11 protein-coding genes and 1 pseudogene are annotated in these 12,228 nt (G+C 71.2%); 7 read left to right on the top strand and 5 right to left on the bottom strand.

Annotated features, from left to right (window positions below):
- Nucleotides 1-3 precede the first annotated feature (3 nt).
- The gene (locus tag AB0B20_RS17750; RefSeq protein WP_357389733.1) at nucleotides 4-1,497 is read left to right on the top strand and encodes an amino acid permease; all 1,494 of its coding nucleotides are present in this window, start codon (nucleotides 4-6) and stop codon (nucleotides 1,495-1,497) included.
- Nucleotides 1,498-1,590: 93 nt separating this feature from the next.
- Here AB0B20_RS17750 and AB0B20_RS17755 read toward each other — a convergent pair whose 3' ends face one another.
- From AB0B20_RS17755 to AB0B20_RS17770, 4 genes are read right to left on the bottom strand one after another with little or no spacing between them, the layout of a single operon-like run.
- Entirely contained in the window at nucleotides 1,591-2,415 is an 825-nt protein-coding gene (locus AB0B20_RS17755; protein ID WP_357471792.1) for a carbohydrate ABC transporter permease, read from the bottom strand.
- A gap of 10 nt (nucleotides 2,416-2,425) precedes the next feature.
- A complete protein-coding gene (locus AB0B20_RS17760; protein WP_357390640.1) occupies nucleotides 2,426-3,385 on the bottom strand; it encodes a sugar ABC transporter permease in 960 nt (319 codons plus the stop codon).
- A gap of 6 nt (nucleotides 3,386-3,391) precedes the next feature.
- Nucleotides 3,392-4,723 (bottom strand): ABC transporter substrate-binding protein, encoded by a 1,332-nt coding sequence (locus AB0B20_RS17765; protein WP_357390642.1) that lies wholly within the window; start codon nucleotides 4,721-4,723, stop codon nucleotides 3,392-3,394.
- Nucleotides 4,724-4,760: 37 nt separating this feature from the next.
- The gene (locus AB0B20_RS17770; RefSeq protein ID WP_357390644.1) at nucleotides 4,761-6,272 is read right to left on the bottom strand and encodes an alpha-N-arabinofuranosidase; all 1,512 of its coding nucleotides are present in this window, start codon (nucleotides 6,270-6,272) and stop codon (nucleotides 4,761-4,763) included.
- Nucleotides 6,273-6,422: 150 nt separating this feature from the next.
- Between AB0B20_RS17770 and AB0B20_RS17775 the strand changes: the two genes are divergently transcribed.
- Nucleotides 6,423-7,436 (top strand): LacI family DNA-binding transcriptional regulator, encoded by a 1,014-nt coding sequence (locus tag AB0B20_RS17775; protein ID WP_357390646.1) that lies wholly within the window; start codon nucleotides 6,423-6,425, stop codon nucleotides 7,434-7,436.
- 16 nt (nucleotides 7,437-7,452) lie between these two features.
- Here the strand turns inward: AB0B20_RS17775 and AB0B20_RS17780 are convergent, their stop codons facing one another.
- Nucleotides 7,453-8,178 (bottom strand): methyltransferase domain-containing protein, encoded by a 726-nt coding sequence (locus tag AB0B20_RS17780; protein WP_357390648.1) that lies wholly within the window; start codon nucleotides 8,176-8,178, stop codon nucleotides 7,453-7,455.
- A 289-nt stretch (nucleotides 8,179-8,467) separates the two neighbouring features.
- Between AB0B20_RS17780 and AB0B20_RS17785 the strand changes: the two genes are divergently transcribed.
- The 5 genes and pseudogenes from AB0B20_RS17785 (at nucleotide 8,468) to AB0B20_RS17805 (ending at nucleotide 12,178) form a co-directional block, all read left to right on the top strand.
- Nucleotides 8,468-8,671 carry a cold-shock protein gene (locus AB0B20_RS17785; RefSeq protein WP_013283833.1) on the top strand — a complete coding sequence of 68 codons (204 nt, stop codon included), beginning with the start codon at nucleotides 8,468-8,470 and terminating at the stop codon, nucleotides 8,669-8,671.
- A gap of 305 nt (nucleotides 8,672-8,976) precedes the next feature.
- Nucleotides 8,977-9,258, top strand: a complete 282-nt coding sequence (locus tag AB0B20_RS17790; protein ID WP_357390650.1) for a hypothetical protein — start codon at nucleotides 8,977-8,979, stop codon at nucleotides 9,256-9,258.
- 122 nt (nucleotides 9,259-9,380) lie between these two features.
- Nucleotides 9,381-9,563, top strand: a pseudogene (locus AB0B20_RS17795) (NUDIX domain-containing protein); the annotation flags it as partial.
- Between the two features lie 52 nt (nucleotides 9,564-9,615).
- Complete coding sequence (locus AB0B20_RS17800; protein ID WP_357390652.1) at nucleotides 9,616-10,185, top strand: nucleotidyltransferase family protein; 570 nt, start codon at nucleotides 9,616-9,618, stop codon at nucleotides 10,183-10,185.
- Between the two features lie 256 nt (nucleotides 10,186-10,441).
- Complete coding sequence (locus AB0B20_RS17805; RefSeq protein ID WP_357390654.1) at nucleotides 10,442-12,178, top strand: tetratricopeptide repeat protein; 1,737 nt, start codon at nucleotides 10,442-10,444, stop codon at nucleotides 12,176-12,178.
- Nucleotides 12,179-12,228 lie beyond the last annotated feature (50 nt).

The raw sequence follows: 12,228 nt of genomic DNA on the forward strand, positions 1-12,228 counted from the left end.
CAGATGTCGGTCCTGCGTACCAAGCCGATCCAGGACGTGCTCGCCCAGGGCGACGCCGACGGCGAGGACGGCAAGCCGGGGCTGCGGCGCCGGCTCGGCGCGGTCGACCTGATGGGCTTCGGCATCGGCATCGTGATCGGCACCGGCATCTTCACGCTCACCGGTGTCGAGGCGCGCAACAGCGCCGGGCCGGGCGTGGTGATCTCGTTCGGCATCGCCGGCCTGGTCGCGCTACTCGCCGCGCTCTGCTACGCCGAACTGGCCAGCAGCGTGCCGACCGCCGGCAGCGCCTACACCTACGCGTACGCGACGATGGGCGAGATCGTCGCCTGGATCATCGGCTGGGACCTGCTCCTGGAGTTCGCGCTCGGCGCGGCGGTGGTGGCCCGCGGCTGGTCCGGCTACCTCGCCGACCTGCTCGGCCTGCCCAGCGCCTGGTTCGCCGAGGAGGGCAGCGTCGTCAACCTCGGCGCCATCGGCATCGTGCTGGTGCTCGGCGTGGTCGCCATCGTCGGCATCCGCGAGTCCGCCCGGGTCACAAACCTGCTCGTGCTGGTCAAGGTGGCGATCTGTGCCTTCGTCGTCATCGCCGGGCTGTTCTTCGTCAAGGCGGCCAACCTCAGCCCGTTCATCCCGGCCGCCGAGCCGGCCGGTGCCGGGGACGACGGCATCAAGCAACCTGTCACCCAGGCCATCTTCGGGCTGGAACCCTCAGTCTTCGGCTTCGCCGGGGTGCTCACCGCCGCCGCCGTGGTGTTCTTCGCGTACACCGGGTTCGAGGCCGTGGCGAACCTGGGTGAGGAGACCCGCAAGCCCAAGCGGGACCTGCCGCTGGGCCTGCTCGGCACGCTGCTCATCTCCACGGTGCTCTACATCGGCGTCTCGCTGGTGGTGGTCGGGATGGTCAAGTACACCGAGATCGACGAGGGCGCGCCGATCGCGTCCGCGTTCCGGGCGGTCGGCGCCGGCTGGGCCGCGGTGCTCGTCTCCATCGCCGCCGTCGCCGGGCTCACCAGCGTGATCCTTGTCGACCTGGTGGCCATGGGCCGGATCGGCTTCGCCATCGCCCGGGACGGGCTCATCCCGCCCGCCATCGCCAAGGTGCACCCGCGCTGGGGCACCCCGTACCGGATCGCCGGGATCATGACCGTCGCGGTGGCGCTACTCGCCGGTTTCCTGCCGCTGTCCGCGCTCGCCGACCTGGTCAGCATCGGCGCGCTCTGCGCGTTCACGCTTGTCGCCATCGCGGTGCCGATCCTGCGCAAGCGCCGCCCCGACCTGGAGCGGCCGTTCAAGGTGCCGTTCTCGCCGGTGCTGCCGATCGTCACCGCGCTGGCCTGCCTCTACCTGAGCCTGAACCTCTCGGTCGAGACCTGGCTGCGGTTCCTCGCGTGGATGCTGATCGGCGCGGTCATCTACTTCGGGTACGGCCACCGCAAGAACCGGCTCGCCCGCAGCGAGCACTCGGACACCCCCGAGCCCGCCCCCACCCCCTGACGCCCGGAAGGAAGGGCCCCTTCTTAACGCCAGGCGTTAAGAAGGGGCCCTTCTACTACCGGAGGCGTTAAAAGGGGGCCCTTCCTTACCCGCTCACCCCTTCAGGCCGCTGCGGGAGACGCCCTGGATGACGTGCCGCTGGGCGAGCACGAACAGGATCAGCACCGGCACGCTCGCCAGCACCGCGCCCGCCATGATGACCGGATAGTCGGTCACGTACGCGCCCTGGAGCAGGCCCAGGCCCGCCGGCAGGGTCAGCCGTTCCGGGCTGAACAGCACGTACACCGGCCAGAGGAAGTCGTTCCAGTTGGTCAGGAACGACAGCACCGCGAGCGTGGCCAGGGCCGGCTTCGGCAGCGGCAGCAGCACCCGGCGGAACACCTGCCAGTGGTTCGCGCCGTCCAGCACCGCCGCCTCCTCCAGCTCGGCCGGGATGGAGAGGAAGAACTGCCGCAGGAAGAACACCCCGAACGCGCTCGCCGCGCCCGGCACGATCACCACAGTGAGCGTGTCGATCCAGTCCAGCCGCTCGGCGATGATGAAGTTCGGGATGATCAGCGAGGTGGGTGGCAGGAACAGCGTGCCCACGATCAGCGCGAACAGCACCTTGCGGCCGCGGAACCGCATCCGGGCCAGCGCGTACGCGGCCATCGACGCGGTCACCAGCACCAGCAGCGTGTGCAGGGTGGCCGCGAGCATGCTGTTGACGAACCAGCGCAGCACCGGGTTCGCCGCGTTGTCGACTATCTGCTGGTAGCCGTAGGTGGAGAACGGGTCCGGCAGCCAGCCGGGCGGCACCCGCTGCGCGTCGTCGTACGTCTTCACCGACGTCAGCAGCATCCACACCAGAGGGGTCACGAAGATCGCGGTGACCAGGAGCAGGACGCCGTACCGCGCCACCGCGCGCGTGTTCCTCATGTCGTAGCCCTCAGTCTTCCCGGTAGCGGAACAGCCGGAAGTTGGCGACGCTCACCACCGCCAGCATCAGCGCGAAGAACACGCTCATCGCGGCGGCCCGTCCGGCGTCGTAGTCGCGCAGCCCCTCGTCGACGATCCGCCAGACCACGGTCCGGGTCTGCTCGCCCGGCGCGCCCTGGGTGATCAGGAACGCCTGCCCGAACACGTTCGCCGAGGCGAGGATCGTGGTGGTGAAGACGAACAGCATCACCGGGCGCAGGCCGGGGATCGTGACGTGGCGGAACCGGTCCCAGCCGCCGGCGCCGTCCACCTTGGCCGCCTCGTACAGCTCGGCCGGGATGTCCTGGAGACCGGCCAGGTAGATCACCGCGTTGAAGCCGCAGGTCCACCACACGGTCACGCCGACGAGCGACACCCAGGCCCACGGCACGTCGGTCACCCACGGCGTGTCCGAGGGGAGCCCGACCACACCGAGCAGCCGGTTGACCAGGCCCAGGTTGGCATCCAGCAGGAACCGCCAGAGCAGGCCGATCACCGCGACGCCCAGCACGTACGGCGCGAAGAACGCGGCCCGGAAGAACGTCCGGCCGGGGAACGAGCGGTTGAGCAGCAGCGCCAGCCCGAGCGGGACGACCACCAGCAGCGGTACGGAGAACAGCGTGAAGACCCCGGTCGCCCGGACGCTCGACCACCAGTCCCCGAAGATCGCCGAGTCGCTGGAGAACAGGTCCCGGTAGTTGCCGAGCCCGACGAACGGCCGGTTTGGCAGTTGCAGGTCCCACTGGTGCAGGCTGATCCAGACCCCGAACAGGATCGGCGCCAGGCCGAAGACCCCGAACAGGATCAGGTACGGCGCGAGGAAGAGGTACGGGGTCGCGCGGTTGCCGCGTTCCGTCGCGCCCCGGCGGCGGGTGCGCGCCGGGGGCGGCACGCCGTCGCGCGCCGCCCCGACCTCGATCACGTCCGCCACGGCGGATCAGTTCCCGTACTTCTTGCGGCTGTCCTCCAGCTGCTTGTTCGCCTTCGCCGCGCCGTCGTCGAGCGCCTGCTTCGGCGGCTTCTTGCCCAGCGCCGCCTCGTTGAACGCGTTGTAGAAGGTCAGCATGGCCTCGTTCAGGCCCGGCACGGACGGCGGGAACGCGGCGTACTCCAGCTCCGGTGCGAGCGCGTTGACCTCGGTGAGCGCGGTGAACTCGCTGCTCTCCCGCACCGCCTTGCGGGCCGGCACCTGGCCGCCCTTGGCCCAGTCCAGCGAGTGCTGGCTCAGCCAGTTGATGAACACCTTCGCCCCGGCGGTCTTGTCGGCGTTCGCGGAGCGCTGCTTGACGATGGTGAAGTTGTGCGAGTTCGCCCAGGCGGCTTTCTGGCTGCCGATCTGCGGCAGGGGCGCGACGCCCCACTGCACGTTCGCGCTCTTCTTCAGGTCGTTGATCTGCCAGATGCCGTTCCAGTTGAACGCGTTCTTGCCGCTCTTGAACGCCAGGTAGTCGGCGTCCTGGCCGACGTTCGCGGGGGAGTGGCCCTGCTTGATCAGGTCGACCAGCCAGGTGCACGCCTCGACCGCCGGGTCGGAGTTGAACGTCGCCTTCGCCACCTCGGCGTCGAAGAGCGTGCCGCCCCACTGGTGCAGCAGGCTGTAGAACGTCATGCCGCCGGTGAACTGGAACGGGCTGACCCAGAAGCCCTGCACGCCCGACTTCTTCAGCTCGGTGAGCGCGGCCGTGTACTCCTCCCTGGTGGCCGGTGGCTTCTCCGGGTCCAGGCCGGCCTTCCGCATGACCGCCTTGTTGTAGTAGAAGCCCAGCGGGTGCATGTCCAGCGGGATGCCGTACCGCTTGTCGCCGTAGAGGCCGCCCTTCCAGACCGTCGGGGCGAAGTCGCCCTCGCTCAGCTCCAGCGCCTTCGCCACGTCGTCCAGTTCGGTGATCACGCCCCGGGCGGCGAACGTGGCGAGCTGGTCCATGTGCATGACAGCGATGTCCGGGCCGTTGCCGCTGGAGACCGCGCCGGGAAGCTTGCTGTAGTAGTCCTCCCACTGGTACGTGATCACGCTGACCGCGATGTTCTTGTGCTCGCCGTTGAACTGCTGGACGAGCGTCTTGAAGATGTCACCGTCACCGCCGGTGAAGCCGTTCCACAGCTTCAGGTCCACCTTCGGGCCGGTGTAGTCCTTGCCGCCGTTGCCGGCCGCGCCGGAACTGTCGGAGCTGCTGCCGCCGCCGCAGCCGCTGAGCGTCAGCGTGGCCGCCGCGCCGAGCCCGACGCCGAGGCCGAGCAGACGCCGCCGGCTCATCTCGTTCTGGATCATGCGTACTCCTTGGGGGACGGAATGGAGTATTGCCTGGTCACGACGCCGGCACGAAGCGCAGCAGGTTCCAGGAGGTGGCCGGCAGCAGCACGGAGGCCCGGCCGCCGTCGACTGTGGGCGTGGTGAGGTCCCGGGGCGCGACCCGCTCCGGGTCTTCTTCGGTGTTCGTGGCGTCCGGGTCGGTTCCGGCCGCCACCGTGGTGTGCGCCTCGGCCCGCAGGCCGGGCAGGCCGCGCAGGTCCAGGTCGAGCGGGAGGTCCTGCGGACCCCTGTTGACCGCGAAGACGGCCAGCTCGCCGGTCTCCTCGTCGTGCACGGCGACGGTGTCCAGCGCGGGCACGTCGCCGTAGCGCCGGGTCTCGTAGGTCGGGCCGGTGGGCTCGGTCCGCAGCACGGTGCCGCGGGCGTACCGGGCGGTCAGGGCGAACGGGTGGAAGATGCTCTGCCGCCAGGCCGGGCCGCCGTCGCGGGTACGGATCGGGGCGATCACGTTGGCGAGCTGCGCCTGGCAGGCCACGCCGATGCGGTCGGCGTGCCGGAGCAGGGTGATCAGCAGGTCGCCCACCACCACCGCGTCGACGGCCGTGTAGTCGTCCTCGATCAGTGCCGGCGCCTCGACCCAGCCGCGCCGGTCCAGGTCGGACTGGAGGCGGGACTGGTACCAGACGTTCCACTCGTCGAAGGAGATCTTCAGCTTGCGCCTCTGCCGCAGCTTGGCGCCCACGTGGTCGGCGGTGGCGACGACCTCGGTGATGAAGGCGTCCATGTCGACGGCGGAGGCGAGCAGGCTGGCCCGGTCACCGTCGGAGGGGTCGTAGTAGGTGTGGGCGGAGATGTAGTCGACGTGCTCGTACGCGTGCTCCAGCACTGTCGCCTCCCACGCGCCGAACGTGGGCATGCCCCGGTTGGAGCTTCCGCAGGCGACCAGGCTGATCGAGGGGTCGACCATCTTCATCGCGCGGGCGGTCTCGGCGGCGAGCCGGCCGTACTCGTCGGCGGTCTTGTGCCCGACCTGCCACGGCCCGTCCATCTCGTTGCCGAGGCACCACAGCCGCACCCCGTACGGCTGCTCGGCGCCGTGCTTGCGGCGCAGGTCGGATAGTTGGGTGCCGCCCGGGTGGTTGGTGTACTCAAGCAGGTCGAGCGCCTCGGTCACGCCGCGGGTGCCGAGGTTGACGGCCATCATCGGCTCGACCCCGGCCTCGGCCGCCCAGGTCATGAACTCGTCCAGGCCGAACTCGTTGGTCTCGATCGTCTTCCAGGCCAGGTCGAGCCGGCGCGGCCGGTCGCCGACCGGGCCGATGCCGTCCTCCCACCGGTAGCTGGAGACGAAGTTGCCGCCCGGGTAGCGCACCACCGAGACGCCCAGCTCACGGGTCAGGTCCAGCACGTCGCGCCGCAGCCCCCGCCGGTCGGCTGTGGGGTGGCCGGGCTCGTACACCCCGCCGTAGACGCAGCGCCCCATGTGCTCGACGAAGGAACCGAAGATCCGGCGGTCCGCCGGCGCGACCCGGAACGCCGGATCGATAGTGAGCTGCGCGTTCGGCACTGTGCCAACCTCTTCCTCGTGGCGATGGCGAGTGACGGCTGTCACTCCGTTGTCAGTGGTTTCTACAACGTTGTAAGCACCTGTGTAAAGAGGCAGTCGTGTCGTCGCGACGCGGTACGCTGCGGCCAGCGTTCACCGGGAGGAAGTTCAGTGCGGCACAGGCTCAAGGACGTCGCCGAGCGGGCCGGAGTGTCGGTGAAGACCGTCTCCAACGTCGTCAACGGCTACCAGCACGTGCGCGCCGACACCCGGGCCCGGGTCGAGGAGGCCATCGCCGCGCTCAACTACCGGCCCAACCTGTCGGCCCGCAACCTGCGCAAGGGGCGTACCGGGGTGATCGCGCTGGCCGTGCCCGAGCTGGACATCCCCTACTTCGCCGAGCTGGCCCGGCACGTCGTCACCGCCGCCGCCGACCACGACTGGACAGTGCTGATCGACCAGACCGGCGGCCGCTCCGAGCAGGAACGCAAGGCCGCCAGCGGTATCGGCGACCACATGATCGACGGCCTGATCCTGAGCCCGCTCGCGCTCACCGCAGACGACCTCGCCGCCCTGGCCGGCCTGCCCATGGTGCTGCTCGGCGAACGGGTCGACCACGGCCCCGCCGACCACGTCATGACCGACAACGTGGCCGCCGCCCGCGAGATCACCACCCACCTGATCGGGCTCGGCCGCCGCCGGATCGCCGCGATCGGCTCCCAGCGGACCCCCGAGGGCGCCAGCGCCCGGCTCCGCCTGGCCGGCTACACCGCCGCGCTGGCCGAGGCCGGCATCGCCTACGACGACCGCCTGGTGGCGCCCGCGCCGGCCTGGCACCGCGCGGACGGCGCCGCCGCCATGCGGCAACTTCTCTCCACCGGGGTACGCCCCGACGCCGCCTTCTGCTTCAACGACACGCTCGCGCTCGGCGCGCTGCGGGCGCTGCACGAGGAGGGCCTGCGCGTGCCCGAGGACGTCGCGGTGGCCGGCTTCGACGACATCGAGGACGGCCGCTTCTCGATCCCGACGCTGACCACAGTCGCCCCGGACAAGGAGCGCATCGCCCGCCTCGCGGTCGAGCTGCTGGCCGGTCGCCTGGGCCAGGACCGCGACGCACCGCCCCGAGAGCTGGTGGTCTCCCACCAGCTGGCCCTGAGAGAGTCCGCCCCACCCCGCCCCGCCTAGCCCTCCGGTGCCGTGGTCAGTCGAAGAAGCGGGCCAGGTGGGCCGACGAGGGAGCTGGGGCGTCCGCGGGCAGGGGAGTCAGGTCGGCGAAGATCGAGGCGCCGTCGCAGCCGACGTGCAGCGGATACCAGCGCGGCGTACCCGGTGGGCGCTGACCGCAGATCCCCTTGAACGTCTGGACGTCGAGCAGCCGTACGTGGGTCGGGTCGGCCACCGCGTTGACGTGCCGCCACCAGGGGCTCATCACGTGCAGCACCCCGCCGGGACGCAGCACCCGGTGGCACTCGTCGAACAGCGGCAGGAAGTCGATCAGGTGCTCGACGATGTGCACCGCGAAGAACACGTCCACCGAGTCGTCGCGCAGCGGCAGCGAGCCGGCCAAGTTGGCGACCGCGTTCACCCCCGGCGCCGGATAGATGTCCAGTCCCAGGTTGCCCGGCCACTGTTTGGTCGCGCCGCAGCCCAGGTCGACCACCACCGGCGCCCGCCCGGCCACGGTGACCCGGCACCAGACCCCGAGTACGCCGGAGAGCCGGCCGATCAGCTCCCGTACCAGCCGCAACTGTTCAGGGTCGGCGACCTCGCCGGTCAGGTGCGCCACCCCCCGGTCGAAGCGCACCTCGACTGCCGTCCCGCGCAGCCGCTCGTCGTGCCGGACCATGTCGGCCCACGCCTCGGCGAGGAAGCCGTCGGTCTGCCGGAGCCGCTCACCCGAGAGCGCGGTCTGCCCCATCGCCACCATGCGCCACCTCCGGCGGCCCGTTACCCCCGTTTCGCCCCGATATGCCCCCCGTCACGAACCGATCCCACAGGATCAACGTCCTCGTGCTGGCGTGACACCGACGGCGGATCACGTGGTACGGTAGTCACGTTGCAGTTTTGATTTCCGTAGACGTTTTCCGGCGCCTGATGGGGCATCTGAAACCCATCAAGGCGCTTTTCGTTTTTCGTGTCGTTTCGACGCGGGTGATCAACGCGGCGGCGTAAGGGTCCGCACAGTGCGGCCTCTGACAGCCTGCGAAGGAGCAGACATGACTACAGGCACCGTGAAGTGGTTCAACGCCGACAAGGGCTTCGGCTTCATCAGCCCGGACGACGGCGGCGCTGACGTCTTCGCCCACTTCTCCGCGATCTCGGCGAGCGGCTTCCGCAGCCTCGACGAGAACCAGAAGGTGGAGTTCGACATCACCCAGGGCCAGAAGGGCCCGCAGGCGGAGAACATTCGCCCGCTCTGATCCACACTCGCCGAACGGCGGCCCGACTGGTTCAGCGGGCCGCCGTTCGGCGTTTCACGCGCTCACCAGGGCATCGCGGCACTCGTCTGGTCTGCGGAAGGCCGACGCCGGGCGCTGATCTTAAGCATCGGTTCCTATCGCTAACGCACAGAATGCCGCCTCGCGGGCCAGCCTGACGGCGGAGGCACGTACGGTCGCGGTCAGGTGGAGCACACCATGGTCGGACTCCACGCGTTACCTCCTGATGACTGGCAGCCCGCCTGGACCCTGGTGTGTGCGGCGTACATCTTGAAAGGTTGGTGACTATGACGACGACCTACTCCGGTCCTGCGAAGCTGATCCTGGTCGACGGCGCCTGCATCTCCGGCATGGCCTCTCTCAGTACCAACCAGCGCGGAGGGCTCAACGGCTGGGGCGGCACGTTCCGGCCGGACGAGATCACGTCGGAGCTTCGCGACGCAGTCGAGGGCCTGCAACTGGAGTTGCCCTACGATCGGGTGGGGACAGTCGCCGTCACCGGCATTCGCAAGCTACTCGCGACGCAGGTGTTGATGTCGCTGGCAGGCCGCGGACCCGCACCATTCTGATCGTGCGCCGCCTGCCTGGAACCGTGCAGCGAACGGCAGTTCCTTCCGAGGAGAGTGCCCGCACCTGACTCGGGGCCGTCTTCCGGCACACCGACTTCAGCTATGAAGCGGCGGGCATCCAGGTGCCCGGCGGCAGCGTCCGCCCCGGTGAGGACCCGGCGGACGCGGTGCTGCGCGAGGCCCGCGAAGAGACCGGACTGACCGGCTTCACCGTCGTGCGCAAGCTGAGGGCGATCGAGTACGACATCAGCCCGCTCCGCTTCGAGATCCAACGTCGGCACGTCTTCGAGTTGGCGCTGCGCGGTCCGACGCCCGAGCGATGGGCGAGCCAGGAAGACAGAGGTAACCGGGGAGACGATGCGCGAGGACGAACTGCGGGGCCTCGTCGAGCGCAGCCAGTGGCTGATCCGGGCGCTGGGCGTCGTCCGGGACTCCGGCCTGCCGGACGCCTGGATCGGCGCGGGCGCCATCCGCGACCTGGTCTGGAGCGAGCGCTACGGCGACGGCTTCGACCCGTCGTCGGTGCGGGACGTCGATGTCGTCTTCCTCGACCCGGCGGACCTGAGCCGCGACAACGACGACCGGGCCACCCGCCGGCTGGTGACGGCCTGGCCGGAGCCGCCGTGGGAGGCGAAGAACCAGGCCGCCGTGCACACCTGGTACCCGGCGAAGTTCGGCGGCGGTCCGGTGGCGCCGTTGCGGACGATCGCCGATGCCGTTGCCACCTGGCCCGAGTACGCCACCGCCGTGGCGGTACGCCTCGACGCGGACGGCCGGATCGCGGTCTGCGCGCCGCACGGCCTCGACGACCTGCTCGACGGGGTGTGGCGGCGCAACCCGACCCGGGTCGGCCCGGAGATCTCCCGGCAGCGACTCGCCCGTCACCGCCCAGCCGAACGCTGGCCCGGTGTCCGCGTCGTGGTCTGAGCCGGCGCTCGAAGCCATGGGCTCCGGACCAACCTGAGGACTCTTCTTATTTGCATCGATAGGGATTACTCTCTGGGCCAGTCCTGGTGGATCACATCGGAGGTTCGTATGAGGAAGATGACCATCCGTCGCACGACCGCGCTCCGCCTGGTGTCCGGTGCCCGTCGGCTGTGGATCGAGTGGTGCTGGTAGCTGCCAGCCGGGCGGGCGCTCCCGGGCGCCCGCCTCAGCGGCGGTGGGCCCTGCGGTGACCGGCGTGGCGGAGCGCTACGACTGCCATCGTGACCACGGGCCGTACGCCGGGGTCTCGACCTTCCTCGGCCGGGTCGCCGCCGATCGGCCCCGCCTGGCGGCGCGGCACGCCGTCGAGCTGTACGCGATCGCCCCTCAGCTCGATCCGGCGGCCCGGCCGGCCGCCGAGGAGGAGCCGATCCGTTTCCACCCGGCCCGCCGGACCGCCTGCCTGGCCTACGGCGCGGCGGAGCTGGTGGCGGCCTGGGCCGGCACGCTCCGGCGGCCGGTGACCGTCCGGTTCGATCACGTCGCCAGCGCCGACGAGACGACAGCCGAGTTGCTGGACGCGCTGGTCCGCCGGCTCGGGCCGGCCCCGGTGCGCCTCGACCTGCGCGATGGCGGGGCCCCCGACCCGGCGCCCGACGAGCGCACCCCGCAGGCGTTGCGGCGGGCCCTGGGCGACAGCCTGGCCGGCGGCTTCTACCACCACGCGGCCCGGGTCGCCCGGCGCGGGCGGGCGGTGGTCACCCCCGGCGGCGACCTGCCGCACTGGTGGGCGTTCACCACCGGCCTGGCCACCGCGCTGGCGGCCCTGGACCGGGCCGCGGAGGCGCTCGACCTCTACGACGAGGCGCGGGCCGTCACCGACGACCCGAAGATCACCATGTCGGCGGCGTACGCCACCGCCATGCTGCACGCCCGGCACCTGCCGGCCGCCGACCAGGACCCGGAACAGGCCCGACTCTGGCTGGATCGGGCCCTGCACCTCGCCGCCGGGCTGACCGACCCACGCCGGCGGCTGCTGTCGACGGTCTTCTACGAACAGGGCCTGGCGCTGCTGGACAGCCGGGCCGGCCGGCCCGACCGCGCGCTGCGGGTCGTCGACGACGGGCTGGCCCGGCTGACGGCCGCACTCGGACCCGGCGAACGCCCGCAGCACCTGGCCCGGTTGCGCCACAACCGGGCGCAGGTCCACCTCGCGCTGGGCGACCCGGCCCGGGCGCTGGCCGACCTGGACACCGTGATCGCCCACGACCCCGACAACTGCGAGTACTACGTGGACCGCGCCGCCCTGTACCGGGCGGCGGGCCGGACCCGAGCCGCGATCAGGGACTACGACGCCGCCATCCGGCTGGGACCGCACCTGCCCGAGGCGTACTACAACCGGGCCATGCTCCACCAGGAGCGGGGCCGCCCCGGGCGGGCGCACGCCGACCTGGAGCGGGTGCTCGCCATCGACCCCGGGCACCTCGATGCCCGGATCGCCCTGGTCAACCTGCACGTGGCGCGCGGCGCGCTGGACGCCGCCGAGGCCGGCGCGCGGGCCGGGCTGGCCGGCGCCGCGCAGGAGCCCGCGCTGCTGTGCACACTGGGCCTGATCCTCGCCGAGCGTGGCCGGCCCGCCGAGGCCGACCAGCTGCTCACCCGGGCCCTGAGCGGGGACCCCGAGCTGGTGGAGGCGTGGACGAACCGGGCCGCCGTCCGGTTCGAGCGCGGCGACGTGACCGCCGCGCTCGCCGACCTGGACCGGGCGGTGGCGCTGTCGGCGGCCCCCGTGCCGCGTTACAACCGGGGCACCGCCCTGGCCCGGCTGGGCCGGTGGGGCGACGCGGCCCGTGACTTCACCGAGGCGCTCGCCCAACCCGGCCTGGACCGGGCCCTGCGCCGGGACCTGCGCGCGGAACTCGCCCGGTGCCGCCGGGAGCTGGCCGGCCCGCAACCGCTGTCACCCAGCCAGGAATCGGGACGGACGTCCTGACCGTCACCGGGTCGTGCTTCGACGACACGGCCGCGCCGGCCGGAGCCGGA

Origin of the sequence: Micromonospora sp. NPDC049151 (assembly GCF_040648395.1) — a bacterium.
In the GTDB taxonomy this organism is placed as follows: Bacteria; Actinomycetota; Actinomycetes; order Mycobacteriales; family Micromonosporaceae; genus Micromonospora.

Coding starts and splice junctions, on each gene's coding strand:
- AB0B20_RS17765 (WP_357390642.1), bottom strand. CDS start 4,723: ATGATCCAGAACGAGATGAGCCGGCGGCGTCTGCTCGGCCTCGGCGTC.
- AB0B20_RS17780 (WP_357390648.1), bottom strand. CDS start 8,178: ATGGTGGCGATGGGGCAGACCGCGCTCTCGGGTGAGCGGCTCCGGCAG.
- AB0B20_RS17755 (WP_357471792.1), bottom strand. CDS start 2,415: ATGAGGAACACGCGCGCGGTGGCGCGGTACGGCGTCCTGCTCCTGGTC.
- AB0B20_RS17750 (WP_357389733.1), top strand. CDS start 4: ATGTCGGTCCTGCGTACCAAGCCGATCCAGGACGTGCTCGCCCAGGGC.
- AB0B20_RS17800 (WP_357390652.1), top strand. CDS start 9,616: ATGCGCGAGGACGAACTGCGGGGCCTCGTCGAGCGCAGCCAGTGGCTG.
- AB0B20_RS17790 (WP_357390650.1), top strand. CDS start 8,977: ATGACGACGACCTACTCCGGTCCTGCGAAGCTGATCCTGGTCGACGGC.
- AB0B20_RS17785 (WP_013283833.1), top strand. CDS start 8,468: ATGACTACAGGCACCGTGAAGTGGTTCAACGCCGACAAGGGCTTCGGC.